Source organism: Desulfopila inferna, assembly GCF_016919005.1.
GTDB lineage: Bacteria > Desulfobacterota > Desulfobulbia > Desulfobulbales > Desulfocapsaceae > Desulfopila_A > Desulfopila_A inferna.
Map to the genome: position 1 here is coordinate 774,793 of NZ_JAFFQE010000001.1, position 26,765 is coordinate 801,557.

A 26,765-nucleotide genomic window follows, 5' to 3' on the forward strand; every position below is an offset into this window, starting at 1 on the left:
TTTTACATACGGAGGAAAGCGTACGTGGAAACCGAACCCTATTCTCACTTCTTGCGTGTCGCCAGGAACAAACGAACGACCTGTTCCGCTGCTTCTTCGAGAAGGTGTTCTCCATCGGCAATAGCTTTTTCAAGACTCACAGGTTCACGGCACAAAGAGAAAACGGCATCTATGCCCAGATCATAGAGATCCTCTATATTTTTTCCGATTGCCCCGCATATGGCCACACAGGGAACACCAGCCTCACGAGCCGCCGCGGCAACACCCGCCGGAGCTTTGTCAAACTGGGTCTGAAAGTCAATCCTGCCCTCCCCTGTGATCACCAGATCCGCACCTTTGAGCTTTTCCCGCAGGCCAAGTATTTCTATAACCAGTTCTATACCTTTTTTGAGCTCGCCATGAAAAAAGGCATGGACTGCAGCTCCCAGGCCGCCGGCGGCTCCGGCTCCGGGGAGCATCTCAACGTCAAGCCCCAGATCTTTTCTGATTACTTCAGCAAGATTGCTCAGACCCTGATCCAGAATCCGCACCTGCTCCGCATCCGCGCCCTTCTGCGGGGAATAAACATATGATGCCCCATTCGATCCTGTCAGAGGATTTCCAACATCACACAGTGCCTCTATAGCGACATCAAATATTCGGGCATCAACCTGTTCAACATCGATGGTCTGTATATGGATGAGGCTTTCGCCAATCGGTTCGAGCGCATCTCCCCTGCCATCCAGAAATCTATAGCCCAGCGCCGCGGCTGCTCCAATTCCTCCATCGCAGGTGGCGCTGCCACCCAGACCCAGAATTATCCGTTCTGCATGTAAATCAAGGCATTGGCGTATAAGCTGTCCTGTTCCCAAGGTTGTTGTCTTTGCCGGATTTCTCCTGTTTGGGGGGACAAGGGCAAGTCCGCTGGCCTTGGCCATTTCAACAATACCGGTATGGGATTTGCGGATGTATCCGTAAGGAGCAGTGATGGAGTGCCTTAGCGGGCCAGCCACGGCAGCTGTGAGAATTTCACCATCCAAGGATCTGCTCAATATGTCGACCAGCCCGTCTCCTCCATCGGTGACGGGCAGGCATTCAACATCTATAAGCGGAGAGAAGCGGTGTATACCCCGCCGTATTGCCTCCGCGGCTTGATATCCATCAAGGCATCCCTTGAAGCTGTTCGGCGCGGCGATAATTTTCATATACCCCTGCTGTAGGCGGAAATTTATCTTCCCTGTCTGGGAAAGATCACGCTTGTTTCACAATTTATCCGGCAACTATCTGATTAAGGCTTCAGCTATTGCATCACACACATAGTCGATGTTTTTTGAGGTCAACCCCGCAAGATTAATTCTGCCGCCTCCCACCACATAAATCCCCTTTTTCTCTTTAAGCCAGGAAACGGTCGCGTCATCGAGCCCGCTGAAGGAAAACATGCCCCGCTGATTCTTGATATAGGAAAAATCGGTATCGATCCCCCGTTGAGCCAACCCATCCACCAGGGCCTTGCGCATATCGATAATGCGTGTGCGCATAGCAGCAAGTTCGCGCAACCACAGGCTGTGCAGTTCTTTGTCACTAAGAATGGTTGCCACGGTAAGCCCGCCGTGCGCAGGCGGGTTGGAGTAAATAACCCTCACCGTTGCTTTAAGGTGGCTCATGGCTACGGCTGTCTCCTCGGCCGATGGACTGACGATGGTCAGCGCTCCGGTTCTTTCGTTGTAGAGCCCGAAATTCTTGGAAAAGGAGCTGGCTACCAGAAAATCCATGCCGGTCCCGGCCATCAGTTCAACCGCAAAACGATCCTCTTTCAGGCCTTCTCCGAAACCCTGGTAAGCAAAATCGAGAAAAGGTATCCACCTCTTTTCTTCCGCAACAGCGGCGACCTGTCGCCATTGCTCTTCATTGAGGTCGACACCGCTGGGGTTATGACAACAGGCATGAAGAAGCACGATATCACCCTCGGGAACACGCTGCAGGCACTGCAGCAACTCATCAAAATCGAGTCCTTTGGTTTCGCTGTTATAATAAGGATATTTGCGGATTTCAAAATCCAAATCCGAGAATATGCCGATATGGTTGGCCCAGGTGGGAGTGCTGACCCAGACGGCGGCGCCGGGCCGAAACCGCTTCAGCAGCTGGCCGCCGACCCGAAGCGCACCGGTTCCTCCCGGAGCGTGCACGGTTGCCGCCCTGACGGAGCTGATTACTTCACTGGAATCGGCGAAGAGCAGTTTCTGCACACATTCAGCATATACAGGGTCTCCTGAGATGGGCAGGTAGCTTTTGGAAGTCTCCCGCTCCAGCAATAATTTCTCGGCCTTCTTTACACATTCAAGAATAGGAGTGTTACCATCATCATCTTTATACACGCCCACACCCAGATTAACCTTGCGGGGATTGACCTCTTTTTTAAACGCCTCGGTCAAACCGAGAATAGAATCAGCCGGAGCTGCCTCAATGCCTTTCCACATATATTTTCTCCTTCTGGATAAAGATTTCTGTGTTGTAAGTCTCAATCCGGCATACTCCAAAAATAAATCTCGGATTGATCATTGGCTTTTTAGCAAACAATCACGTTATAATATCTTTACAATCAAGACGTCAACAAAATCGGGATCGAATGGTGATGGAAAAGACGTTCCCTTTTTCTGAACTTTCTTCAGTTTTTTGATAAAATGATCATTGTGAATGATAATAGCGTCATAAAGAGCCCGACTTGCCACGTTGCAGTGATTTGTCCGGCCTGCCGCAACATTGCTCCTTGGATATAGATCTTTTTATACAGCCATCTGACATCATGGCAACTTTTTTACAAGATTATCAGTGATTATTTAACTAAAGCTGCTTATCGTACTATAAAGTTGTATGACACTGTGGTATTTAACCTTGGCTTTTTTTGCCGCATTGTGATATGAATGCTCATTCAGAGCAATCCCTTAGATCTTATATTTCTCAGGTAAAAATGAAGTCAATACTAAAAAACTATTAATTAAAAGAGACCGAAAAGATGGACGAAACCTTAATCTTACAGAAACTGGACGATCTCTCCAATGAAGTACGTACTTTAAAGTCAGAAGTACTGGAGGAATTACGACAAGAGCTGAAGCCCGCCAGGCCTTCCGGTACGCTCTTTGAAGAGTGTCTTGCCGAAGTGGAAGATGGTCACACCAAAGAGGATCTCGCCCATCTCATCAGAAGCCTCTTAATGAATGTAGATATGCTCAACTCTCTGCTGAGCACGGTCAAAGGCACCATGGAACTCAAGGAAGAATTTGAGCCGATTGCCAAGCAAGCTTACCCCATGGCCGTTGAGACCATTGCCGAAGTCAGTGAGAATCTCGATATGGCACAGATCAAGCCTCTCATCAGAAACACGCTGAGCAACCTGGAAAATTTCAATACCGCTCTGAACATGATGAAAGCCGGCATGGAACTCAAAGATGAAATTGAGCCGATTGCCAAGCAGGCCTATCCTATGGCCATCGAGACTATTGCCGAAATCAGCGAAAACCTCGACATGGCCCAGGTCAGGCCGCTTATAAGAAACACCCTGAGTAACCTGGAAAATTTTAATTCCGCCCTGACTATGATGAAAGCCGGCATGGAGCTCAAAGAAGATATTGAGCCGTTGGCTAAACTCTCGCTTCCGGTCGTCATCGATTTTTTCACCGGCATCAGCGGGTTGATGCGGGTATCCGGTACTGCGCTGGGAACGGTGAAGGATATGCAGATCACCCCGGAACAGGCGGAAGCCATGGAAAAAGTCATCAAGGACATCGACCTTACCAAAGCCAACAGATTAAATATCATCGGTATGGTCAAAAAATTGAACGATCCGAAGGTTCAAGAGGCTCTCGGTGCCATATTCGCAATGCTTGAAACCTTCGGTTCCCTGCTTCAGGCCTACAAGGATCCTGAAAAGCAACAATAATAAAAGCAATTTTCACTTACTGACTGACTGTATCAAGCTCTTCGAGACCGTGCAGCTAACAAAAACATAAGGATAGGAGGCGTAAACAGATATGAAGAAACTCGTCATTCTCGGTGCCGGTTGCGGTGGTACGATGATGGCCAACAAGATGAGAAAGCATCTTGATCGAAACGAGTGGAACATCACCATTATCGATCGGGATAATAATCATGACTACCAGCCCGGATATCTCTTTGTTCCCTTTGGCATCAACACCCCAAAGGAAATCCGAAAAACCAAGAGAGAATTCATTAAGCCTGGTATCGATTTCGTAATCTCTGAGTTGGTAAACGTCGATTGGGATAAACAGACTATTACAACCGAAACGGCCGGTAAATTCAGCTATGATATTCTCATCATGTCCACCGGCTGCGAAACCCTGCCGGAGGAAGTTGAGGGTCTTGGAGAAACCTGGAACAAAACCGCATTCGGCTATTATACCTATGACGACTGCATACAACTGAAGAAATCACTGGCTCAGTTTGAAGGCGGTAAGCTGGTTGTCAATATAGCTGAAATGCCCATTAAATGTCCGGTTGCACCTCTTGAGTTTGCCTTTCTTGTCGACTGGCATCTTCAACAGCGCGGCATTCGTGAGAAGGTGGACCTTCAGTTCGTCACGCCTCTCACCGGTGCATTTACAAAACCTGTTGCCACTCAGGTGTTAAACCAGGCCTGCGTTGAGAAAAACATCACGATCGTTCCCAACTTCGCTCTCGGCGCTGTTGATGGAGAGCGCAAGGTTATCCAGGCTTTTGACGGTCAGGAAGTTGATTATGATCTGCTGGTCTCCATTCCGCCCAACTTCGGCTCCCAGGTCATGATCGACTCCGGCGTCGCCGATCCCATGGGATATATTCCCGTGGACAAAGGCACCCTGCAGCCCGAAGGGCGCGACAACGTATGGGTCCTGGGAGACGGAACCAACGTCCCCACCTCGAAAGCAGGCGCCGTAGCCCACTTCCAGGCGGATATCCTGGAAGAGAATATCATGGCATATATCGATGGCGAAGCCCAACACGCCCGGTCCGACGGGCACGCGCTCTGATTCATCGAATCAGGCTTCGGGAAAGCCTACGTCATCGACTTTAGCTACGACATTGAACCGGTAATCGGAGAGTATCCCTTCCCAGCAATCGGCCCCATGGGCCTGCTGAAGGATACCAAGTTTAACCATATTTCCAAGCTCCTGTTTAAATGGGCATACTACAACCTGTTACTCGCCGGCACCTGGCTTGGTCCACCAAGTCTGCAGCTCGCCGGAAAAAGGATGGAGATGATCAAGAAATAAGACCTTTATCTCTTGAAAACAAAAAAACCGCATCGGTCATAAAGACCAATGCGGTTTTTTTATGAAAACAATTTACGGCCTTCCTTGTTGATAATCGCGCAAAAAAATCAAAGAAGAAGCACCCGTACGGGCATAAACTCCGACTTCGAGAAAGCTCGGCACCCCAGGGTAGAACGAGCTTTTTACAAGTCCATCCTTATTCGATTTTCGCGTCTAGGCAGATCCGATACTTCCCGGGGCTGACATGGCCGCATTTGTGAATTTTCCAACCGAGCAGAACTCTTCCTTTTACTTTACATATTTGGGAAAGCGTATCCACCGCCAGGTCGAATTGACCCTTATCCTGAAAATCATAATAATGCAACCGTCCACCTGCACCGAGTGCATCTATTGCACAAGACAGGAACTTGTCGGCGGTTAGCGGCAGCGGCATGGCAATCCGATCAAATTGACCCTGCAGCCGCGGCACTATCTCTCCGGCGTCACCACACAGTAAACGAACATTTTTTATGCGACGGTTGAGTTTCAGATTTTTAACGGCCAGGTAATGCGCCTCCGGATTCTTCTCAACACCGATGACTTCGGCAGCTTCACTGTGCCGACCTATCATTAACGGCAATGGAGCGATTCCGGAAAACATGACCAGAACCCGTTCTCCGCACTCAACCAGTGAGGCAATACGATGGCGTTCATTTTTGCTGCGTGGAGAAAAATAGACAACTTGAGGATCGACATGAAGCCTGATGCCGAATTCCGTAAGCAGGGTTGTCAACCCTCCCGTTCCGGCAATCTTCCTCAGGAGGATCGTGCGGAATTCGCCTGAGTGGATGCCGTCTCGTCCGGCGACTACCCGAAGATGCGGAGAGGTGCGGAGTACGGCCTCGGCAATCTCCTTTTCGCGGTGTCGAAGCGTCTCTGGAATGATAATAATGGCCACATCACCGAGGACGTCATACCCTCTCACCATGCAGTCGATTTCCTCCTGCGGGAGGATATCTTGCAACGCCTCCTTCAGATTTATAGCGGGCATACCATAAAGCTTCTTCTCTCAATAAATTGGAGGGTCTTCAAGTTAAGGTCACTTTAAAATCCGGAGGATCCAATATGTGCTTTTTGACGGCACACTGATCCATTGCCCGAATGATGGCTTCTTTATATTTCTCAGGAAAACCTTCCGGCAGTTTAAGCTGAATCTCCATCTCAGGGTATCTCTTAGTCTCCCCGTCAAAACTGTATTTCATAAGCAGGGTCATGCCTTCGGTTTCGATATTTCTGGCTCTGCAGAACTTCATGGCAAAAAATCCTGCACAGGTTGCAACAGAGGCCGTAAACAGCGCAAAAGGTGAAGGTGCGGAGCCGTCGCCTCCCGACTCTTTCGACTGATCTGTTTCAATTGTGAACTCATTTATCTGCGCCTGGACTTTCAGATTCCCTGGAAAAGTTACCTTCATTTCCTCTGCCATTTTATCTCCTTCTTCGGTTTCATTAAATTCCTGATACGCTCATCAGTTCCGCCCAATGTGCCCGTATCTTTCCGTTCACTGACCGGCTGTTTAGCAGCAGCTTCCCGAAGGAAGATTTTTGCCCTTCAACCAGCGATTTATGATCAGTGAGGCACATCCCACTCCGGGATCTACTCTTATGGCATCAACAGGGCAGTTTACTGCGCATGCCCCGCACTCCATGCAGCCATTTTTATCCACCATCACCGCCTTACTCTCTTGCAGCTGGAAGACCCGATGCGGGCATACCGTTACACATGTTGAGCACCCCACACAGCGATCCTTATCCAAGGTCAGCGAAGCAACATTTTCAATATACCGTAAGCCTTTCATTATCTACCTCCACATCCGACATAGCTATTGTTGATGATCTGGTAAAAAGTCATCGAAGTTGCCGAAGGATTCTGCGATAAGCACCCGTACGGGCACAAACTCCGACTTCGAGAAAATTCCAATATAAAGATGCAGCATCTGAAATGACGATTCGGCAGTACCAGGTGGTATGGCCACTCGTGGTTTCAGGTCTGCAACTAAGTAAATCGAGCTTTTTGTCCATCTTTTTTAAATATTCACAAAAGGCGCAGCCAGCCACATCACTATTCCTGCCGCCAGTGCCAGTCCCTGCAGCGGCAAGGCCCGTTTCATCTCTTTTTCTACACCACTGGGCGAAGTATATGGAGTTGAGCCGGTGAAATTCATAGCGAGATGAGAGCTTATCGAAGTGAACACCAGCACCAGAGCTGTCGTTTCGAGTACCTGCAGATCGGCAACCAGCACAAATGCCGGGGTCGTTGCCATTGCCAGCAAAGCGCCCTTCAGAGAAAAAGCGCGCCCCGGTATCCAGGGCAGAAGAAGAGGCACTATCAGCATCCCGCATACTCCTCCCCAGAGGGCGGCAGAAGAGACAAGTATTCCCCGCTGCCAGCCCTGCAGGGGAGAAAAAATGTCGGGAGAGAATCCTGATATTATGAAGAGTAAGGGAAAAATCCACCAGACTTTTCTGCCGAACAGATAAAACTCAACGGGAATAAGTTCGAACCTCTCTCCGAAGGTGAAGGTCACGGTTCTCATCTTTTCGGTAGCCTGCATGTCATTTTCCAGAAAAGCTTTCAGAGCAACCGCTTTGACGGGACCGTAAACAACTCTAAAACCGCATCTTTTCCTGACCTCATGAGCAGCAATCCCGGAGGCGCCTAACTGGGGGACGATAACGCGCCTGTGATTGACCCTTTCGGACAGGCCGGTTTCCTTGATCCTATAGACGATCTCTTCCGTAGAAAAAGTCCGTTTACCTGCGGCACACCAGACGTTAATGCCGCATGTATCAAGAACGAGAATCCAGCAGTCCAATCCGGCCAGTTCCCGGCGGACGAAATCAAAGGTGAGCTTGTAATTGGCGGTAACGATAACAGGAGAACCCTGCCCAGGATAGCCAACTCCATACAGTCCCGGAGCAATTCTATACTCATCCCTGTTTATGCCGAGTCTGGCCAGCAAGGCACCAATATGGTCAGAGAAATCGAGCTCGGTTTTTACAAGAGCCACATCACTGCGGCTATCCTTGATGAAGGCCCGCACAAAGGGCTTCAAAGTATATCCCGGCCTTTCCAGAGGATTGGTCTTTGGCGGTGGTGCACCTCCGCAGCAAACTTCCTGCGGCGCTGCTGCGGTTTGTACTTCCGCCAGCTCGATTACACTCCCCTCGGAAAAATCTTTTTCTTCGCGACCGGATTTTGTGCCAGCCATTGGTAAAAACTGCAAAACACACCTCATGCTAAAATGTTTTTTCGGGTAACTATTGAGCAGCATCCCGTCTGCACACGATCAGCCAGAAAAACACAGGCACACTATAGTCTCCCGGACTGCTTGTGTATACATCCAGAGTCGGAGTTTTTGAATCTGCCCCTATAGCCAAGACACTTATCGTTTTCCAACTCAGCTGGCTTGGCTTCTTGCTGAATAGTTACGCTTCAGGAACAGAAGTCCTGCTGTTCCACAAATATATTCAAATATAAACTATACAACATTTAAACATACAAACAATTTGTAAGCGAAAAGAGGATTTGGAGGAGAGTCTCACTCAGCTTAAAAACATTTTTCCCTTTTCTGGTTTTTTATACCATTCAAGGGGGTACTTGGACTGAGTGGCGGTTTTTCAGGAAAAGTGATCCGAACAGCAGGAAGACAACATTGCCAGGAGCCCAATTGGCAAGCTCCTGGCGCAACAATTATATGGTTATATAGGGTCGCATCTTATCCAGTGTTTTCGGTCCTATTCCCTTTACCGAGGTAAGATCCTCAAGACGCTGAAAATTTCCATTTTTTTCTCTGTATACCTGAATACTTTGCGCCGTCTTTGGGCCGATACCCGGCACCTGGCAGAGGGCTTGCTCATTTGCCGTGTTGATATTGATTTTTTCCAGCTGAACCTGCGACTGATTGCTTGAAGCATCTGAAGCGGCAAAGGTAAAAGAAGTGGGCGTAACGAATGAGAGGGCCAGCAAAAGCATAACAAAAATCATCTTTTTCATTTCTGTCTCCTTGATGGGATGGTGAGGGAAAGCTATCCAGATCATCTGGGCCAACAGGCTTTCCGGGTTTGTTTGCGACCCACCTTAACAGCCGAATCCCACAATTTTCTCACACAACTATACGTACAAAAGAAAAAATTAAAAAAATTCCCTTCAGCACCTCTCTAATTTAACCAAATCAGAATTCTATAAATCCAGCCTCACCCATCGGGAACAGTATCTATTAGCCGCTTCAAGCAGCTTTTTGGCAGGCAATCCTTCATGAACACAGGCACGGAAGCTGCCCGAATTATCACGGTATACAACCATTGCTTCACTGTGTTTCTCCTGGTGGTCTCCGAATTCGACCCGAATTACCCCTTTGACGACATCAATGTGCAGTTCATCGTCCTGGAATTGATAGTATGCGGTCTGAGCCAGCGCATGAAACTCATGTTTGGAGGATGCGTCATTCTTTCGTGTCAGCGTCTGAATGTATCCTGCCTCGTCGATGGCCTTTTCCGGAACAATAATGACGGCGGAACAATCTTCGATCCTGGTGTCTTCAAAGTATATATTGAGCATAACGGGACAGAGTGTTGAATTATTAATAGAAGAAGGTGCATCAGAAACCCCAACCCCCCGCACCTTCGATGACTTTATGGCAGGATTATCAGTTCTTTCTTCTCACCATTACGCTAGTTTTCTGAAATATCCAGTTAAGTTAATTTAATCATAATGAGTCTATCTCACCACAATTCCTCAGTGAATATTACAACATAACAATTTACTGTGTCTTGACATCATACCCCAAAAAGGAACGAAGCTAACATATCGGAGTTCCATCAAGAAACCACTCCTTAACACTTTTGCGGCCTCACCACATGCCGCATCACCTTGTTTATCCGCTTTAATTAAAAATCAACAGGGTTCCATCGCGATCATCAGACAGTTTCTAGGCAACGACTACATATTATTTTATACTTGAGTTTTATTTATCGTTTTGTTAAATTTTAGTGATCTTAATAATTAAGTAGATACAGGGTGATTCGAAGATGCGACCCTCGAAGCATTGAAAAAATGTCCCCTGCATCATCTCCAGTTCTCTTACAAGACCGATCCACAATCATCATGGAGGAGTTTGCATGGAAAGCACTACTGGCGTCACTCCCCAAAAGCCAAACCATCTCATTGCAGAGATTGACCCGCCTAAAGGGGTAAATCTGGAAAGATTTCTCAACACCGCCCTGAGCATTCGCGGAAGAATAGATGGTGTAAGGGTGACGGATGGAGAACATGCTATCATGCGCATGTCCCCATTGGCTCCCTGTCTGGCCTTAAAAGAAAAAAAATTCAACCCCACCATGATCATCAACGGGCGGGACCGCAACAGAATCTCCTTTCAGGCGGACCTCCTCACTGCTGCAGCCCTGGGCATCGACAGCATCGTGATCAAGGAGGGACACGATCCCACGGAAGGTGACCAGCCGGTGGCAAAAACCAGCGGCGACCTTGATCTTTTTTCCATGCTCACCTGTGCCCGCAACCTCAACAATGGGACGGATCTTGCGGGTGAAAAACTGGACGGCGCCACCAATTTTACCATCGGTGTATCGCTTGATCTCTCCGATGATGTCAACTCCAACAGAGAGAACGCCGAGCTGTTTCTGAAACTTGAAGAGTTCGGAGTGGACTCCGTCACTCTCGGCCCCACCTACGACCTCAACCTGATTGAACAGTTCCTGCCCTTTGCCGAGCAGACCGGTATCAAACTCTACACATCCCTCATGTATCTCAAATCGGTGACCATGGTGAGATACCTCAATAACCTCCCGGGAGTACCTTCTATTCCTCAGGAGTTCCTCAAGAAGATGATGCAGGCACCGGTTAAAAGTGAAGCGGGAATGAAGGTCGCTGCCGAATTTCTGCAGGAACTGGTCCCGATGGGAGATGGTGTCGTCCTGCTTGCTATCGGCTGGAGAGAGAGACTGCCGGAATTCCTCGACCTGATAGAGAGATAGCGAACTGGTGAACAGATCTGTGAACGATACGCCTTTCAATAAAAACCTGGCAACGATAACCAAAGAGCTTGGTTCCAACCTCTATCTTTACCAGATCCTGGAGGGGACACCAAATGGAGTCCTGGTAGTCAATCTGCGGCATCAGGTAATTTATGCCAATCCCTCTGCATCTTTGTTTTTAGGTGCTGTTCAGAGAAAACTTAGCGGCAGCGACCTCAAGACGGCACTAGGGGAGAAAAACAGTGAATTCTATACGCTGATTGAAACGTTTTTCCAAGATCCTCAGAAACGAGAAGAATTACGGATGCGTCATGAGATTCAGATTGAAATGCCGGAAAATGAAACACAGCTCCTTGATGCAGTGCTGGTTTATCCGCCATCTTCTCCAACATATTATTTAATATATCTTATTGATATTACGACACGAAAAAAACTTGAAGGGAGGTTGCGCAGAAGAAATGCTTTTTTTCATAACCTGATAGAATCTTCCGTCGACGGCATAATCGCCTCCGACATGAACGGCAATCTTATCATTTTCAATCAGAGCGCTCAGGGCTTGCTGGGCTACAACGATGAGGAGAAATTCAAACTGCACGTATCAGGATTGTACCAGCAAGGTGTTGCCAAGACCATATTGAGAAGGATGCGCAGTGAAGACTATGGAGGAAAAGGCAAGTTGAGACACCAGGAGCTGATAGTCAAACACAAAACAGGCTACGATATTCCGGTCAATTTTTCAGGCGGCATTATCTACGACAATGATAAGGAAATCGCCACGTTTGGAATCTTCACCGATCTGCGGGCAATGCTGCAGATAGAAGAAGACCTGGAACAGACTCACAATATGTTGATGCAGTCTGAAAAAATGGCCGGTCTCGGCCGACTTGCCGCCGGCGTTGCCCATGAGATAAACAATCCCATGTCGGGCATAATGCTTTATTCCAATCTGATCAAGGAGGAACTGGGCGACGATCACCCGGCCAACAGTGATCTGCAGACAATAGTCAATGAGGCGGAGCGCTGCAAAGTCATCGTCGCCGATCTGTTGGAATTCTCACACCAGACCAGCTACGAGATGGCTCTCACCAAAATCAATGAAGTCATTCGCAAGACCTTGACGGTGGTCCGCAATCAACCCCTGTTTCAGAATATAACCATCAACTTGAATCTGGAGGATGATCTGCCTCCGATCTACGGCAACTCCATCCGCCTCAATCAGGTTATCCTCAATATTGTCGTTAATGCCGCCCAGGCCATGGAAGGTCGCGGTCAGCTCAAGATCACCAGCCGTGCCCGGGCCAATCACGATATAATCGAAGTAATCATCAGCGACGATGGACCGGGCATCCCCAATGAGTATATCGATCAGGTATTCGAACCGTTTTTCACCACCAAGATTACCGGTGAAGGCACCGGCCTGGGTCTCTCTGTCTCGTATGCCATCGTCAAAGAACACAAAGGGAGCGTCCGGGTCCTGTCACCTCCGGATGAGGGCGCCACCTTTACCCTGAGATTTCCTGCAGTACTGGACAACTTAATTGGAGAAAACCATGAACAATGATTTTCTGACTGCTGAAAGCGGAAATACCAAATTCTTAAGCAAACTCGAGACCATGGGAATCCACGTCAATAGTTGCTTCCAGTGCGGCCGTTGCTCTTCGGGCTGCCCGGTCTCCGATTTTTTCGATTTGAACGTCATGGAGGTGGTCCGTCTTGCCTCCTACGGCATGGAGGACAGACTGCTGAACAGTAAAACCATCTGGCTTTGCGCCGCCTGTGAAACCTGCGCCAGCAGGTGTCCCAACGATATCGAAATTGCAGGACTGATGGATACCTTGCGGGAACTGGCACTGCGCAAGGGCATACGGCCGGCAGAGGAGCGCGTTCCTGTTTTCCACCAGTGTTTTCTCGACTCCATAAAACATTGGGGCAGGGCCTACGAAATCGGCATGATCGGGGCCTACAAAGTTCGCTCCAAAGATTTTATGGGTGATATGAAACTGGGCTTGAACATGTTCATGAAAGGCAAGTTGTCGATGATGCCGCACTCCATTCAAGGAAAAACCGAGATCCGCCGGATATTCTCGGGCAAGGGCAAGGAGTACGACCGATGAAATTATCATACTATCCCGGATGTTCACTGCAGGGAACCGCTCTGGACTATGACCGCTCCGTCAGAGAAGTATGCGCCGCACTTGATGTTGAACTCGTCGACATCCCCGACTGGAACTGCTGCGGCGCTTCATCGGCGCATATGACCAGTCATGAAATCGGCATGCGCCTGCCGATGCGCAACCTTCTTCTTAACCAGCAAGGCCTGGATATCCTGATACCTTGTGCAGCCTGCTATCAGAGACTCAGAGCCGCGGATATCGCCCTGCGGAAAAACCCCGAATACTGGGATGTGGAGGATTATGATCCGGATTTCCGCATTCTCCACATAAGTTCCTTTCTGGCGTCGGAGGAGATAAACGGACGGATCAGGGAAAAGGTACAAAAAGATCTCGCCGGGTTACCCGTTGCCTGCTATTACGGCTGTCTCTCCCTGCGTCACCCCAAAATAACAGGAGTCGAAGCTTATGAAATGCCGGAGACCCTGGAGACCATTGTCGGCAACCTTGGTGCTCATCCAGTCAGATGGTCGCACCGCACCGAATGCTGCTCCGGAAGTCTCACCATGGCCCGTCCGGATATCGCGCGAAAGCTCGTCGGCGACATAAACCAGGCGGCAAAAAGAGGAGGTGCCGGCGCTTTTGTAACGGATTGCCCCATGTGCCAGGCCAACCTCGAAAGCCGTCAGCTCGATAATGATCCGTCGGATAGTCTACCTGTCTTTTTTGCAACGGAATTGATTGCTGCTGCTCTGAGCGGCACCTACCCGCAGAAGCAGCGCAAAGTGCATCTGGTAGCCCCCCATATTTTAGCCGATCTATTCACAGCCCCGGAGACCGTCAGGGAGGAGACATCATGAATCAGAACGTTCAACCTGTTAAAGACACTCCTGCGGTCCCGATAGGTGCCGTGCTGGTTATCGGCGGCGGCATCAGCGGTATGCAGTCGGCTCTCGATCTTGCAAATTCCGGACTCAAGGTCTATCTGGTGGAAAGCTCCCCGGCCATCGGCGGCAAAATGGCACAGCTCGACAAAACCTTTCCCACCAATGACTGCTCGATGTGCATTGTCTCACCAAAACTTGTCGAAGTCGGCCGGCACCGCAATATCGAACTGCTGACACACAGTGAGCTCAAGGAACTTCATGGTGATGCCGGCAATTTCCGGGCCACGATCACCCAGCACGCCCGCTATGTCGATGTCGCCAAATGTACCGGCTGCGGACTCTGTGAGCTGGTCTGTCCGGTTACTCACATTTCCGCCTTTCCTTTCCGCAAAGAGGATGATGACAAAAACAAGAAACTGCGGGCCAAAGAGAAGAAAATATTGCCGACCCAAAAGGCAGTTGAACCTACAGCGCTGCACTCCTGGAACTTTACCGTGGATGAAAAAAAATGCTCGCAGTGCGGCAGCTGCCACAGAGTTTGTCTGCAAAACGCTATAGCCTGGCAGAAAAAGGAATACGCCAGGATCGATCAGGAGAAATGCAGCGGCTGCGGCGCCTGCCTGGCAGCCTGTCCTGACAAATATCGCGCCATCACCGTTAGCGCTGCTCCCGAGATGGAGAAAAGCATCGGAGCGGCCATTCATGAGCGATCCTCCAAGCTGAAGCAGGCATTTGCAATCCGGGAAACCAACGATTGCATACGCTGTGGCTTATGCGTCCTTACCTGTAAAAAGGTGATGAATATCGGGGCATTGAAAATGGTCGAAAACGGTATTCAGGCGGGCCTCGATATCTGCCAGGTCTGTGGCGCCTGTGTCTCCAACTGTCCTGTTGATTTTCTGCAGATCGAGCAGGTAACCAATAAAATACCCCATCCTCTCTATGACAGCTTCAATGAAAATCTGTCGTTGCGCAAGCCCATCAACATCCACTACCCCCAGGCGGTGCCCCGTGTGCCGGTGATAGATGAGAAGAGCTGTATACAACTCAATAGCGGCGCCTGCGGTACCTGCGCCACCATTTGCGGTGTTGGTGCTATTGAATACACACACCGCGAGACAGACAGGGAAATCGAAGCGGGTTCGGTTATTTTTTCACCAGGCATAGAAGTCTTCGATGCCCGGAAGCGTGGTGAATATGGTTATGGCACCTATAAAAACGTGGTGACCTCCATTGAATTCGAGCGCCTTCTCTCGGCCTCCGGCCCGACCTCCGGCACAGTTGCCAGACCAGGCGACGGCGCCCACCCTAAAAAGATCGCCTGGATACAATGTGTCGGCTCCCGCGACCACAGCTGTAACAGGGATTATTGTTCCTCGGTGTGCTGTATGTATGCCACCAAGGAAGCTTTTATCGCCAGGGAACATGACTCCTCCATCGAACCGACGATTTTCTATATCGACATGCGCTCTTTCGGTAAGAACTTCGACGACTATGTCAGCCGGGCCAAGGACCACAACGTCCGCTTCATCAGGGCTATGGTCAGCCGCGTCTTCGAAGACCCACAGACCGGCAACCTCGAACTCCGCTATATTGATGAAGCCGGAAAAAAAATTGCGGAAGAGTTCGATATGGTCGTGCTCTCCGTGGGAGTACAGGTGCCGGAAAAAACCAAAGAACTGGCAGAAAAGATCAATATCGATCTCGACCGCTTCGGCTTTGCAGTTACAGGAACATTCAGTCCTCTGGCAACTTCGCGTCCCGGTGTCTTTGTCAGCGGCGCGGTCAACGGCCCCAAAGACATTCCCGAGACAGTGAGTGAGGCCTCCGGTGCCGCCCAGGCCGCCGCCGCAAATCTCTCCAGTGTCCGGGGTTCACTGATTACCAGAGAAATTCTTCCTGAAGAACGGATTATCTCCCCTGAGGATGAGTTGCGCATCGGGGTTTTTATCTGCCATTGCGGCGCCAATATCGCTTCGGTGGTCGATGTAGAGGAAGTAACCGAATATGCTAAAACGCTTCCCGGAGTCGTCTATGCCGAACATCCGCTGTATACCTGTTCACAGGATACCCAGGAGCGTGTCCGCGATATCATCAAAGACCACGATCTCAACAGAGTGGTAATCTGTGCCTGTTCGCCGACCACGCATGAACCGCTGTTTATGTCCACACTGCGGCAGGCCGGCATTAACAAATATTTCTTTGATATGGCCAATATCAGGGATCAGTGCTCATGGGTCCATCCCACGGAGCCGAAGCTGGCCACGGAAAAATCGAAGAGGCTGACTCGCATGGCCGTTGCCAATGCCGCCATGGGTGAAGCTCTGGAAGAACTTGAGTTCGATGTTAACTCCGGCCTGCTCGTTATCGGCGGCGGACTTGCCGGTATGACAGCCGCTGAAGAGGCCGCAAAGCAGGGCTTTACCGTCTATCTGGTGGAGCAGCAGGCCCAGTTGGGAGGTCAGCTTCTCAGACTGCAGCGCTCCTGGGACGGCAGTTCCTTCGCCCGCTACATGGAGCAGCTACGCGACAGACTTCTGGAGAATGATAAAATCAAAATCTTCACCAGCTCCATGGTGGTGGAACAGACCGGTTTTGTCGGTTCCTTCGAAACTGATATCATGACGCCTTCAGGGGCCACCCGCACGATAAAGCACGGTGCAATCCTGGTGGCAACCGGCGGCGAGGAAAACCGGCCCGGGCTTCACCAACTCGGCCAAAATGATACCGTTATGACGCAGACCGATTTTGAAGCGCTGCTGGAACAGGCGGACAACGAAGCGCTGCCCTCCGGCAGTATGGTCATGCTGCAATGCGCCGGCTCCCGGGACGAGGATCATCTGCCCTACTGCTCCAGGGTCTGCTGCAATCAGGCCGTGAAAAATGCACTGGCGCTCAAAGAGAGATCTCCCCAAACAAGAATTGATATTCTTTATCGGGACATGCGCTGCTACGGCCTGGGAGAGCTCAATTATCGCCGGGCCCGCCTGGCCGGGGTAAACTTCATACGCTATGACCCCCAAAACAACAATCCGCAGATCGAGGTCGCCGAAAACGGTATTACCATATCTCTGACCGATCCCTCCATACAGCTTCCAGTGAAGCTTTTTCCGGATATGTTGGTGCTCTCAACCGGGATCAAGCCGCGGGATACCGAGGATCTTGCCTCCATGCTCAGGGTACCCAGAAACAGTTCCGGTTTTTTCATTGAGGCTCATGCCAAGCTGCGGCCTGTCGATCTTCCCAGCGAGGGTCTGTTCATGGCCGGAACGGCTCATGCTCCGAAAGATGCCGGAGAAACCATCTCCCAGGCTCAGGCGGCAGTGGCCAGGGCTACCACCATCCTGGCAAAGAAGAAACTGCAGATGTCCGGCGTGGTATCCACTGTAGACCCGACCAATTGCGCGGTTTGTCTCACCTGCGTCAGGGCCTGTCCCTATGGAGTCCCCTTTATCAATGATCAACATTCCGCCGAAATCAATGCGGCACTGTGTCAGGGCTGCGGCATCTGCGTGGCCGAGTGCCCGGCCAAAACCATTTCCATCGGGCGCTATCAGGATCGAAATATTTCCGCAAAACTAGGTGCGTACACCAATATGGAAACAGCCGAAGCCAAAGGAGTAGAATGATGAATGACTTTAATCCAAGTGTCATCGTTTTTGCCTGCCGCCACTGAGCATACACCGCCGCGGACCTGGCAGGTTCGGAACGACGCTCCTATCCACCATCGATCAGCATAGTAATGCTGCCGTGTACCGGCAGAATTGATGAATCACTTCTGCTCAAGGCCTTTGAAAACGGCGCAGACGGAGTCATGGTCATCGGCTGTCTCGAAGGAGACTGCCATTACGTCTCCGGCAATATCCGGGCCAAAGCGCGCGTCAAGCGTGTCTATTCCATCCTGGAGAAAATACATATAGGTGCCGAGCGCATACGAATGTACAACCTCAGTGCGGGTGAAGGAGCCAGGTTTGCCGCCTTCGCCAATGAATTTGTCGACAAGATCAAAGAACTTGGTCCAAGTCCGATCAATCAAATACGCGATAAGGAAACCAGGAAGGCTCCACAGGAGGAGACGATATGATCACAGGTACCCCAAAACCCATCGAGGAAATTCTGGAGATGGTTGAACCATATGACAACATCATTGTAGCCGGGTGTCATGGTTGTGTTACCGTCTGCCGCGTCGGTGGCCACAAGGAAGTCGAGGTGCTTTCTTCCACCCTGCGCCTGGCCAGGGAGGCAGCCGGAAAGAATCTCAACATCAGAGAAATTAGTCTTGAGCGACAATGCGACCCGGAATATGTCGAAACCATGCGTCCCTATGTCGCGGATTACCAGGCCGTTCTTTCCATCGCCTGCGGAGCGGGCATTCAGTTTCTTGCCGAAAAATTCAGCAAGACCCCACTTCTTCCCGGGATCAATACCGGCTTTCTGGGGGTGACCGAGAGACAGGGAGAATGGTCGGAGAGATGCCAGGGCTGCGGCGACTGCGTCCTCCATCTGACCGGAGGAATCTGTCCTGTCACCCGCTGTGCCAAACAACTTTTTCACGGCCCCTGCGGCGGCTCGACCGCCGGAGTATGCGAGATCGACAAGGATGTACCCTGCGGCTGGCAGCTCATCATCGACCGCCTCAAATCTCTGGACCAGATGGACAACTACACCAAGCTGAAGCCCTATAAAGGATGGAATTCTTCAAGAGACGGCGGCCCTCGCCGAATTATCAGGGAGGACATGATCTAATGAAATCAGGAAGCAATCTTGAAAAAGTTCTGGCAGCCGGTCATTTCTCCGTCACCGCCGAGTGCGGGCCTCCCCGCGGAGCGGACGGTGATCATGTCAGAAAAAAAGCCGCCTTCGTCAAAGGCAATGTCGATGCCTGCAACGTCACCGACAACCAGACCTCGGTGGTGCGCATGAGTTCGCTGGCCGGCTGTCTGCTCGTGAAGGAGTGCGGGGTAGAGCCGCTGATCCAGATGGTTGTCCGGGATCGCAACAGAATTGCCCTGCAGTCCGACCTGCTGGGGGCATCAGCCATGGGGGTGCACAATCTTCTGTGTCTCTCGGGCGATCATCAGAAATTCGGAGACGATCCTCAGGCCAAAAATGTCTTCGATATCGACTCCATGCAGCTGATTCATCTTGCCAAAACCATGCGCGACGACGGTGTTTTTCCGTCAGGAGACAAACTGCAGGGGGCGCCAAAATTTTTTATAGGATGTGCGGTCAACCCCTTCGCCGACCCTTACGAGATAAGGGTTCCGAGACTGCGGCTCAAGATGGAGGCCGGTGCCGATTTTGTGCAGACTCAATGCATATATAACATGGAAACCTTCAATAGATATATGGAAGAGGCCAAAAAAGAAGGGCTGCATGAGAAAATTAAAATCCTTGCCGGTGTTACCCCGTTGAAATCCGCGGGCATGGCCAAATTCATGAATAAGTTTGTCGCCGGTATCGATATCCCCGAGGCTGTGATCAAGCGCATTGCCGACGAACCCAAGGAAAAGCAGGCTGCCAAGGGAATCGAGATGTGCATTGAACAGATTCAGGAACTCAAGGAAATGGAAGGGATAGCCGGAGTGCATGTCATGGCAATTGAATGGGAGGAAAAACTCAATGAAATTATCGGGGGAGCGGACCTGCTGCCCCGTCCAGTTGTCGATTGAAAGGCTGTTTAACCATAGAGCACTACTAATGGAGGATGTATATGTCAGAGAAGAAAAAGATTCTGTTGGTCGATGATGATCCGGATTTTGTAGAAGCTGTCAAGGTCATTGTAGAAAAAGGCGGATACGACGTGCGTGTCGCCTATGACGGTCAGGAAGGCCTGGAAGCCGTCGCCGAAGAAAAACCGGATCTCATAGTTCTCGATGTCATGATGCCGGTGATGAACGGCCATGAGGCCTGCGCCAAACTCAAGAGCGACAAGGAAACAGCCGATATTCCGATTATTCTGTTGACAGCCGTCGCTGACAGAGTCACCACCAGCACCTACACCCATAGGGATATGCTTGAGAGTGAGGCGGATGACTATATTCCCAAACCCGTTGAGCCCAAGGATCTTCTGGAACTTATCAGGAACTGGGCGAAGTAGGTTGGGAACTGGAAAATTCACTGGCAGTCCGCAGATCCTGCATTACCTGAGCTTGGCGGCGGGCACTGTTGTTCCGTGCGCCTGGCCTGCTGTGCTTTTAAGACACCCTAAAAACACTCCCCCACCCTTTCCCGCTCCTGGAGAGGGTGCCGGAGGCTTGGTCTGCTTCTCCTTCATTAGCTGGAAAGAGATATGGATGCTATCAAGATTTTAATTATTGACGACGAAAAGGTAATCCGCGAAGGCGTGGAGAGAGCTCTGTCAGGCAGAGGGTCTACAGTCTCAAAAGCTGAAAACGGTGAACGGGGCATTGAAATGATGAGCGAAGAAACATTTCACATCGTCCTCCTCGATCTGATGATGCCCGGCATTGACGGCTTTGGCGTACTCAAATGGATAAAGGAGAACGAACCTCACATCCAGGTCATTGTCATCACCGGATTCGCCACGGTTTCCAAGGCTGTCACGGCAATGAAGCAGGGAGCCTTTGATTTTGTCGGCAAACCCTTCACCCCTGACTACATCCGCATTGTGGTTGACAGGGCAGTAGAGAAGATATCTCTTCGGGCTGAAACCAGAAAATTACGCGCCGAGAGAACACTCAGCCTGGAAGCGATACAAAATGAGCAGAGCCGGTTGAAGACCGTGTTCAGCTGTATGGTCGAAGCGGTCATCATAACCGATGTGAATGGTATTATTGTCCACCACAACCCCGCTGCCATCAAACTTCTTGAAATCCAGACCGATCCGGTGATCGGCAAACCTCTGTCCGATTCCATTCAAGATGCAAACGCCGTAAAAATGGTTGAAGAAGCAATTGCCAAATCTATCGTGGTCACCCGGGAATTCACTCCGGGAACCATTTCCAGGAAATATTTAAGGGCTAACTGTTCACCGGTTAAAGACAGAAGCGGCAATGTCCTTGGTTCCGTCACTGCCTTCGAGGACATCTCCACCCACAAAGAAATAGATAGGATGAAGTCCGATTTCGTAGCCATGGTGGCTCATGAACTGAAATCACCGCTGGCCTCGATAGAACAGATGATATACGCCCTGCAGACCGACTGCGAGTACGAGTCATTGAACTCCTGCCGTTCCCTGCATACGCGAATGACAGTGCGCACCAAGGATCTGCTCCGCCTTATCGACAATCTCCTCAATCTCTCCAAGCTGGAAAGCGGTACCGTCGTCTTCAATCTCGAACCGATAAAAGGAAACGACATTATAAAAGATATAGTTGAGATAGCCACCCCACAGGCGGAAGGGAAAAATATAACAATTAAATATACTCCCTGCGCTCAGGACTGGTGGTTCAATGTCGATTACGACCATATCCGCACGGCCTTCATGAACATTGTCTCCAATGCCGTCAAATATACTCCGGACGGCGGCACCCTAGAAATTACCACCTTCCTCAACGGGGGGCTTGCCAATCTCTCCGTCAAAGATTCAGGCATAGGCATCGACGCCAAAGATCTGCAGCATATCTTCGACAGATTTTTCCGGGTCAAGGGAAAAGCCACACGGCATATCACCGGATCCGGCCTTGGTCTGTCCCTGGTCAAGGAGGTTGTTGAGGCCCACCAGGGCTATATTGAAGTGAGTTCAACACCAAATGTGGGGACAACCTTCATCCTCAGCTTTCCACTGACGGCTCCGGCCGAAACACAGGAAGAGCTGCAGCAGTAGATTAAATTCATCACTGCCGGGGCCGAACCTGTCGAACCCGAACCTATCGCAGGCGTACATACTCGCGGCACAGTTGGGCTAATCCCGAATTGGATGCACTACTAGATGTCGTTGCGGTTCACAGCCGATACTCGTTGACTCCAAACCGCGGTCGGTGATCAGCCGGTGCTGAATCTTGCGCAATGCCGATCTCCTTGGCGGCAGAGCGACCTCAACGCCTTCTTCCATTACCTGCTCGATAGCCAATGTGGTTTCCTGCAGTGTTTTCTGGATTTCATTATCTTCAACACCCGGCACAATATTAAAGACGCGCTGCAGCATACGACGAATCTCGGAAGTGGTGTTTCTTTTAATCCGGTGAACCGGAGCATCGCTGATTCTTGAGATCTCTTCCAGACCCTGGTTTTTGCCGCGGGAGCGCAGGGCAATGATGATATCGGCCTTTTGCGGTTTGACGACAGTACGAAGAGACAGCCCCAGTTCCCGGGCCGCACGTTCGATCAGGTCTTTTTTCACGCCGTGAAGATAGAGTCGGGCAGGATGAGCAGGCGGCAGCGCCGAAGAAAGCGAAAGCTCAGGCGATGCAACCGTCTTCTCCCTTTGCATATTCCGTCTCGGCTGGTGATCCTTGACCTCGATTTGACCGTCCGCTGCCAGTATTCGCCTTTCACAGTGTGGCAGAAGACCACGCAGGATGGTATCGACTGCTCTGGCTGTATCCCTGTGGATGCTGACTTCGTCGCGACTGGCCATTTCGATCAGTATTTCAAATGTGGGTGGCGCTTTCCGTTCGCTAACGGTTTTGGTGGTACCGCGTCTGCGTGCTTCCTCGTCTCCCAGGGTGACGGTCTGCACCCCGCCGACAAGATCGGACAGGGTCGGATTCATGATCAGATTTTCCAAAGAATTACCATGGGCCGTACCAATGAGCTGCACACCCCGCTCGGCGATGGTTCGAGCGGCAGCCGCCTCCGCTTCCGTCCCGATCTCATCGACGATTATCACCTCCGGCATGTGATTTTCCACGGCCTCTATCATGACAGCATGCTGCCTGTCGGGCCGCGGCACCTGCATGCGCCGCGCCGATCCGATTCCGGGATGCGGAATATCACCATCTCCGGCTATCTCGTTGGATGTGTCTATGACAATGACGCGTTTATGCATCTCATCGGCAAGCACCCGCGCCACTTCCCTAAGCTTGGTGGTCTTGCCTACTCCGGGGCGGCCGACAAAGAGAAGGTTATCCCCGGTTTCAATCAGATCCCGTAATATCTCTATGGTCCCATAAATAGCCCGCCCTACCCGAATGGTCATACCGATGATCTTTCCCTTGCGGTTTCTGATGGCCGAGATGCGATGCAGGGTTCTCTCGATACCAGCCCTGTTGTCCGCGGTAAAGTCCCCCACCAGCGCCAGGGTATGGGCGATATCATCATGATTGACCGGATGAGTGCTGAGAGGAACGACACTCCCCGGGAACCGCGCTTCAGCCGGACGTCCGAGATCCATCACCACTTCCACAAGTTCCTCCAGCCCCATACCGTTCAGAGCGGTCTGGAGCGTGACAGGCAGAGTGGCAACCAGCAGGTTGGCATCATCCATGGCCATTGATGTTGTTTTCTCATTGTCAGTCATCATTATCTCTATTTTTAATTTCAGAACCTGGGCTGACGACCACCACGGTTGATGGTGCAATGTTCATATTATTAAAACTATAATACATTTGCTCTAATGTTCTTTGCCGAATGGATCATTAGTTTGCACCCTAAATTCTCCAGAGCACCCCTCCAACTTCACCCTTTTTCTCTGTCCCGATCTTAAAAATTTCAGAAAGGAAAAGTATGCCGATATCTGTAATTGACATCAGCTTTTGTGGTAATATTGAATTGATCGCAAGTACCGACAAAGAAATTCTCTCCGACCCGGAGTTTTGCCCAGTCTGTTTGCCTGCAATTCCGCAAAAAACAAAGTCTCTACTATTTACGGAGACGATAATATTTATGAATGGAATTCTACAGGAAACCAAATCCTTTATCCTGGTGTTGATTTCCGGCTTATTGCTCATGTATATCAGTGGCTGTGCCACTTTCCCCAAGGTCCCAATGCTGGTAGACAGTTATCGGGCCGACGGGCATTCCCCTCGAATCACTGGTCCGGAAGGACCTCTTTCAGAGGCAGAAGCCAAGGCCTTGCTCAACCGGCTGAAACCAGACAATGAACGAGCAGACATATTGGAGCACCACATTGCTTTGATGGAAGCTGTCACGGGCAAACCACTTATTGCAGGAAATAAGGTCACTCTGCTCTGCAATGGTCCGCAGACGTTCTCTGCCATGAAAAATGCTATACGAAGCGCCACAGAGAACATCAACCTCGAAACCTTCATTTGGCGGGCTGACCGGGTAGGACGTTCTTTTGCCGATTTGCTGTTGCAAAAGCAGCAGGAGGGCGTTGATGTTCATGCAATTTATGATGGTTTCGGTGTGTTTAACACTGCTTCGGGTTTCTTTGAACAGATGCGGGAAGGTGGAATCCGGACTCTTGAATTCAATCCGGTAGGACTTTTTTCCATCCTGGGAGAATGGGACATCAACAACAGGGACCATCGTAAGATTCTGATTGTCGACGGAAAGATAGCCTTTACGGGGGGCACAAATATCCACTACCCCTCCATTGAAAAAACATCCGCTGTGATCTCAGATAAAGCGGAGCAGCAGACGGAATACTACTGGAGGGACACTCATATACAAATTGAAGGGCCGGCCGTGGCCGAATTCCAAAGGCTTTTTATTACCATGTGGAATAAACACAGCCGCCTGCCGCTCTCATCCGGCCGATATTTTCCGTCCCTTCAGGAAAGGGGAAATTCACTGGTGCGGGTTCTTACCAATACCCCCTATCAGCCTGTCCCGCATATCTATACAGCCTATATCTCAGCCATCAAGAATGCGCGGAAATCCATCCACCTGACCCATGCTTATTTCATACCCGACAGGAATCTGCTGAATGCGCTTATTCAGGCCGCACAGGCAGGTGTCGATGTCAAAATTATCTTACCCGGTGTCAGTGATTTCCGGCTGCCCTTTTATGCGGGTCAGTCTAATTATACAGCATTGCTTGAAGCGGGAGTAAAAGTGTATGAGCGAAGCGATGTACTGCTGCACTCGAAAACAGCCGTGGTTGATGGAGTGTGGGCCACAATCGGTTCAAGCAATATGGACCACCGCAGCTTTCTTCATGATGCCGAAGTGAATGCGGTCATTTTGGATCGGGATTTCGGCAAGCAGATGGAGGACATGTTCGCACAAGATCTCGCCCTCGCCAAAGAGGTTCATCTGGAGCAATGGAGAGAACGTCCTTTTACGGATCGCCTTAAAGAATGGACGGCGCGTCTGTTCAAATACTGGCTGTAACGCATCTCCGCAACTCGTTTCCGGAAAAGAGAGGGGTCGGCATTTTAAGGCTTCAGCAACACCTTGACCACTCCGTCCTGTTTCTTCTGAAATATTTCATAACCCTGCGGTCCTTCTTCCAGCGGCATCACATGAGTGGCAAGGTCCCTCACCCCCAGCGGATCATTTTCATCCGTAACCAGAGGCATGATATAATCAATCCAGCGCTTGACATTGGCTTGACCCATGCGTAACTGAATCTGCTTGTCGAAAAGCTTCAGCATGGGCAGAGGATCGGCCATGCCTCCATAGACTCCGATAACGGATACTGTTCCGCCGCGGCGTACGCTATCAATACTGGCAGCCAGCGCACTCAGTCTGTCAACGCCCACTTTTTTCATCATTGTCGCCGAAAGAGAATCCGGCAGCAGAGAGGATATCTGGTGCGCCAGTTTTCCCATTGGTGCCCCATGTGCTTCCATGCCGACGGCGTCAATCACTGCATCGGTGCCGCGGCCTGCTGTCATATCTCGGATAGATTCGGCTATATCATCATGATCACTTAGATCCAGGGCCTCAACACCATACCGTCGAGCCATCTCTAACCTTTCAGGGATCAGGTCTACACCGATCACCCGAAGACCACGATGTCGGGCGACACGTGCGCTCATCTGTCCGATCGGCCCCAATCCGAATACCGTCAGGGTGCCCCCGTCCGGGGCTTCGGCATATTCGACTGCCTGCCAGGCCGTCGGCAGCACGTCCGAGAGGTAGATAAAGTTTTCATCCGGCAATCCCTCGGGCACCTTGATCGGCCCAAAATGCGCTTGAGGAACACGCAGATATTCGGCCTGCCCTCCGGCAACCTGTCCATAAAGTCTGGAATATCCGAAGATTGCAGCACCGGAGTCCTGCGACCGCACCTGAGTGGTTTCACATTGAGAGAATAAACCCTCCAGGCACATAAAACAGCCTCCACAGCTAATATTGAAAGGAATGACCACCCGGTCTCCCGGTTGTATATGGGTGACGCCGCTGCCCACTTCTTCGACAATTCCCATCGGTTCGTGACCCAGGATATCACCAGGCTCCATAAATGCCCCCAGAACCTCGTACAAATGCAGATCGGAGCCGCAGATTGCCGTAGTGGTAACCCGAATGATAGCATCTGTATTGTCGAGAATAGTGGGATCAGCTACGGTGTCATAGCGAACATCTCTTTTGCCGTGCCATACCAGAGCATGCATACCATCCTCCTCTATTAATTTTTTATCACTAGTTCAATGACAAAAATCTAAGACGGGTCT

The 26,765-nt window shown here is 50.6% G+C and carries 23 protein-coding genes; 13 read left to right on the plus strand and 10 right to left on the minus strand.

Going from position 1 to position 26,765, the window contains the following annotated elements; genetic code table 11:
* Positions 1–44: 44 nt before the first annotated feature.
* Both JWG88_RS03310 and JWG88_RS03315 read right to left on the minus strand, forming a co-directional pair.
* Positions 45–1,184: a glycerate kinase family protein gene (locus JWG88_RS03310; RefSeq protein WP_205232264.1), complete on the minus strand. Its 1,140-nt coding sequence runs from the start codon at positions 1,182–1,184 to the stop codon at positions 45–47.
* 75 nt (positions 1,185–1,259) lie between these two features.
* Entirely contained in the window at positions 1,260–2,456 is a 1,197-nt protein-coding gene (locus JWG88_RS03315) for an amino acid aminotransferase (RefSeq protein ID WP_205232265.1), read from the minus strand.
* Positions 2,457–2,992: 536 nt separating this feature from the next.
* On the opposite strand from JWG88_RS03315, the gene JWG88_RS03320 reads away from it, so the two are divergent.
* Both JWG88_RS03320 and sqr read left to right on the plus strand, forming a co-directional pair.
* Positions 2,993–3,916: a helical membrane plugin domain-containing protein gene (locus JWG88_RS03320; RefSeq protein ID WP_205232266.1), complete on the plus strand. Its 924-nt coding sequence runs from the start codon at positions 2,993–2,995 to the stop codon at positions 3,914–3,916.
* 91 nt (positions 3,917–4,007) lie between these two features.
* Complete coding sequence (gene sqr, locus JWG88_RS03325; protein WP_419724096.1) at positions 4,008–5,246, plus strand: type III sulfide quinone reductase, selenoprotein subtype; 1,239 nt, start codon at positions 4,008–4,010, stop codon at positions 5,244–5,246.
* 196 nt (positions 5,247–5,442) lie between these two features.
* On the opposite strand, the gene JWG88_RS03330 is transcribed toward sqr, so the two are convergent.
* From JWG88_RS03330 to JWG88_RS03355, 6 genes are all read right to left on the minus strand, one after another.
* The gene (locus JWG88_RS03330; RefSeq protein ID WP_205232268.1) at positions 5,443–6,276 is read right to left on the minus strand and encodes a class I SAM-dependent methyltransferase; all 834 of its coding nucleotides are present in this window, start codon (positions 6,274–6,276) and stop codon (positions 5,443–5,445) included.
* A gap of 37 nt (positions 6,277–6,313) precedes the next feature.
* Positions 6,314–6,709 carry an OsmC family protein gene (locus JWG88_RS03335; protein WP_205232269.1) on the minus strand — a complete coding sequence of 132 codons (396 nt, stop codon included), beginning with the start codon at positions 6,707–6,709 and terminating at the stop codon, positions 6,314–6,316.
* 90 nt (positions 6,710–6,799) lie between these two features.
* Positions 6,800–7,081 carry a mercury methylation ferredoxin HgcB gene (gene hgcB, locus JWG88_RS03340; RefSeq protein ID WP_205232270.1) on the minus strand — a complete coding sequence of 94 codons (282 nt, stop codon included), beginning with the start codon at positions 7,079–7,081 and terminating at the stop codon, positions 6,800–6,802.
* Positions 7,082–7,309: 228 nt separating this feature from the next.
* The gene (gene hgcA / locus JWG88_RS03345; RefSeq protein WP_205232271.1) at positions 7,310–8,494 is read right to left on the minus strand and encodes a mercury methylation corrinoid protein HgcA; all 1,185 of its coding nucleotides are present in this window, start codon (positions 8,492–8,494) and stop codon (positions 7,310–7,312) included.
* Between the two features lie 482 nt (positions 8,495–8,976).
* The gene (locus tag JWG88_RS03350) at positions 8,977–9,279 is read right to left on the minus strand and encodes a ComEA family DNA-binding protein (protein WP_205232272.1); all 303 of its coding nucleotides are present in this window, start codon (positions 9,277–9,279) and stop codon (positions 8,977–8,979) included.
* 186 nt (positions 9,280–9,465) lie between these two features.
* Positions 9,466–9,843, minus strand: a complete 378-nt coding sequence (locus JWG88_RS03355) for a hypothetical protein (protein WP_205232273.1) — start codon at positions 9,841–9,843, stop codon at positions 9,466–9,468.
* A 560-nt stretch (positions 9,844–10,403) separates the two neighbouring features.
* Here JWG88_RS03355 and JWG88_RS03360 point away from each other — a divergent pair.
* The 10 genes from JWG88_RS03360 (at position 10,404) to JWG88_RS03405 (ending at position 22,066) form a co-directional block, all read left to right on the plus strand.
* Positions 10,404–11,279 carry a methylenetetrahydrofolate reductase gene (locus JWG88_RS03360; protein WP_205232274.1) on the plus strand — a complete coding sequence of 292 codons (876 nt, stop codon included), beginning with the start codon at positions 10,404–10,406 and terminating at the stop codon, positions 11,277–11,279.
* A 19-nt stretch (positions 11,280–11,298) separates the two neighbouring features.
* Entirely contained in the window at positions 11,299–12,840 is a 1,542-nt protein-coding gene (locus JWG88_RS03365; protein WP_205232275.1) for an ATP-binding protein, read from the plus strand.
* On the plus strand, positions 12,830–13,393 hold the full coding sequence (locus JWG88_RS03370) for a 4Fe-4S dicluster domain-containing protein (RefSeq protein WP_205232276.1): 564 nt from the start codon (positions 12,830–12,832) through the stop codon (positions 13,391–13,393). The genes JWG88_RS03365 and JWG88_RS03370 overlap by 11 nt, the downstream gene beginning before the upstream one ends.
* Complete coding sequence (locus JWG88_RS03375; RefSeq protein WP_205232277.1) at positions 13,390–14,250, plus strand: CoB--CoM heterodisulfide reductase iron-sulfur subunit B family protein; 861 nt, start codon at positions 13,390–13,392, stop codon at positions 14,248–14,250. The genes JWG88_RS03370 and JWG88_RS03375 overlap by 4 nt, the downstream gene beginning before the upstream one ends.
* The gene (locus tag JWG88_RS03380) at positions 14,247–17,906 is read left to right on the plus strand and encodes a 4Fe-4S binding protein (protein WP_205232278.1); all 3,660 of its coding nucleotides are present in this window, start codon (positions 14,247–14,249) and stop codon (positions 17,904–17,906) included. Before JWG88_RS03375 ends, JWG88_RS03380 begins: the two co-directional genes overlap by 4 nt.
* A complete protein-coding gene (locus JWG88_RS03385; RefSeq protein ID WP_205232434.1) occupies positions 17,906–18,361 on the plus strand; it encodes a hydrogenase iron-sulfur subunit in 456 nt (151 codons plus the stop codon). Before JWG88_RS03380 ends, JWG88_RS03385 begins: the two co-directional genes overlap by 1 nt.
* Positions 18,358–19,023 carry a methylenetetrahydrofolate reductase C-terminal domain-containing protein gene (locus JWG88_RS03390; RefSeq protein WP_205232279.1) on the plus strand — a complete coding sequence of 222 codons (666 nt, stop codon included), beginning with the start codon at positions 18,358–18,360 and terminating at the stop codon, positions 19,021–19,023. The genes JWG88_RS03385 and JWG88_RS03390 overlap by 4 nt, the downstream gene beginning before the upstream one ends.
* A complete protein-coding gene (locus JWG88_RS03395) occupies positions 19,023–19,949 on the plus strand; it encodes a methylenetetrahydrofolate reductase (RefSeq protein WP_205232280.1) in 927 nt (308 codons plus the stop codon). Before JWG88_RS03390 ends, JWG88_RS03395 begins: the two co-directional genes overlap by 1 nt.
* 41 nt (positions 19,950–19,990) lie before the next feature.
* Positions 19,991–20,377: a response regulator gene (locus JWG88_RS03400; protein WP_205232281.1), complete on the plus strand. Its 387-nt coding sequence runs from the start codon at positions 19,991–19,993 to the stop codon at positions 20,375–20,377.
* Positions 20,378–20,569: 192 nt separating this feature from the next.
* On the plus strand, positions 20,570–22,066 hold the full coding sequence (locus JWG88_RS03405; RefSeq protein ID WP_205232282.1) for a sensor histidine kinase: 1,497 nt from the start codon (positions 20,570–20,572) through the stop codon (positions 22,064–22,066).
* A 78-nt stretch (positions 22,067–22,144) separates the two neighbouring features.
* Here JWG88_RS03405 and JWG88_RS03410 read toward each other — a convergent pair whose 3' ends face one another.
* Positions 22,145–23,704 (minus strand): R3H domain-containing nucleic acid-binding protein, encoded by a 1,560-nt coding sequence (locus JWG88_RS03410; protein WP_205232283.1) that lies wholly within the window; start codon positions 23,702–23,704, stop codon positions 22,145–22,147.
* Between the two features lie 362 nt (positions 23,705–24,066).
* Here JWG88_RS03410 and cls point away from each other — a divergent pair, with 362 nt between their 5' ends.
* The gene (cls, locus tag JWG88_RS03415) at positions 24,067–25,479 is read left to right on the plus strand and encodes a cardiolipin synthase (protein WP_205232284.1); all 1,413 of its coding nucleotides are present in this window, start codon (positions 24,067–24,069) and stop codon (positions 25,477–25,479) included.
* Between the two features lie 44 nt (positions 25,480–25,523).
* On the opposite strand, the gene JWG88_RS03420 is transcribed toward cls, so the two are convergent.
* The gene (locus JWG88_RS03420; protein WP_205232285.1) at positions 25,524–26,705 is read right to left on the minus strand and encodes a zinc-dependent alcohol dehydrogenase; all 1,182 of its coding nucleotides are present in this window, start codon (positions 26,703–26,705) and stop codon (positions 25,524–25,526) included.
* Positions 26,706–26,765 lie beyond the last annotated feature (60 nt).

What these genes read in the sequence shown, in the direction of transcription:
- JWG88_RS03310 (WP_205232264.1), bottom strand. Translation starts at nt 1,184, where the DNA reads ATGAAAATTATCGCCGCGCCGAACAGCTTCAAGGGATGCCTTGATGGA.
- JWG88_RS03315 (WP_205232265.1), bottom strand. Translation starts at nt 2,456, where the DNA reads ATGTGGAAAGGCATTGAGGCAGCTCCGGCTGATTCTATTCTCGGTTTG.
- JWG88_RS03320 (WP_205232266.1), top strand. Translation starts at nt 2,993, where the DNA reads ATGGACGAAACCTTAATCTTACAGAAACTGGACGATCTCTCCAATGAA.
- JWG88_RS03330 (WP_205232268.1), bottom strand. Translation starts at nt 6,276, where the DNA reads ATGCCCGCTATAAATCTGAAGGAGGCGTTGCAAGATATCCTCCCGCAG.
- JWG88_RS03335 (WP_205232269.1), bottom strand. Translation starts at nt 6,709, where the DNA reads ATGGCAGAGGAAATGAAGGTAACTTTTCCAGGGAATCTGAAAGTCCAG.
- hgcB (WP_205232270.1), bottom strand. Translation starts at nt 7,081, where the DNA reads ATGAAAGGCTTACGGTATATTGAAAATGTTGCTTCGCTGACCTTGGAT.
- hgcA (WP_205232271.1), bottom strand. Translation starts at nt 8,494, where the DNA reads ATGGCTGGCACAAAATCCGGTCGCGAAGAAAAAGATTTTTCCGAGGGG.
- JWG88_RS03350 (WP_205232272.1), bottom strand. Translation starts at nt 9,279, where the DNA reads ATGAAAAAGATGATTTTTGTTATGCTTTTGCTGGCCCTCTCATTCGTT.
- JWG88_RS03355 (WP_205232273.1), bottom strand. Translation starts at nt 9,843, where the DNA reads ATGCTCAATATATACTTTGAAGACACCAGGATCGAAGATTGTTCCGCC.
- JWG88_RS03360 (WP_205232274.1), top strand. Translation starts at nt 10,404, where the DNA reads ATGGAAAGCACTACTGGCGTCACTCCCCAAAAGCCAAACCATCTCATT.
- JWG88_RS03370 (WP_205232276.1), top strand. Translation starts at nt 12,830, where the DNA reads ATGAACAATGATTTTCTGACTGCTGAAAGCGGAAATACCAAATTCTTA.
- JWG88_RS03375 (WP_205232277.1), top strand. Translation starts at nt 13,390, where the DNA reads ATGAAATTATCATACTATCCCGGATGTTCACTGCAGGGAACCGCTCTG.
- JWG88_RS03380 (WP_205232278.1), top strand. Translation starts at nt 14,247, where the DNA reads ATGAATCAGAACGTTCAACCTGTTAAAGACACTCCTGCGGTCCCGATA.
- JWG88_RS03390 (WP_205232279.1), top strand. Translation starts at nt 18,358, where the DNA reads ATGATCACAGGTACCCCAAAACCCATCGAGGAAATTCTGGAGATGGTT.
- JWG88_RS03395 (WP_205232280.1), top strand. Translation starts at nt 19,023, where the DNA reads ATGAAATCAGGAAGCAATCTTGAAAAAGTTCTGGCAGCCGGTCATTTC.
- JWG88_RS03400 (WP_205232281.1), top strand. Translation starts at nt 19,991, where the DNA reads ATGTCAGAGAAGAAAAAGATTCTGTTGGTCGATGATGATCCGGATTTT.
- JWG88_RS03405 (WP_205232282.1), top strand. Translation starts at nt 20,570, where the DNA reads ATGGATGCTATCAAGATTTTAATTATTGACGACGAAAAGGTAATCCGC.
- JWG88_RS03410 (WP_205232283.1), bottom strand. Translation starts at nt 23,704, where the DNA reads ATGATGACTGACAATGAGAAAACAACATCAATGGCCATGGATGATGCC.
- cls (WP_205232284.1), top strand. Translation starts at nt 24,067, where the DNA reads ATGAATGGAATTCTACAGGAAACCAAATCCTTTATCCTGGTGTTGATT.
- JWG88_RS03420 (WP_205232285.1), bottom strand. Translation starts at nt 26,705, where the DNA reads ATGCATGCTCTGGTATGGCACGGCAAAAGAGATGTTCGCTATGACACC.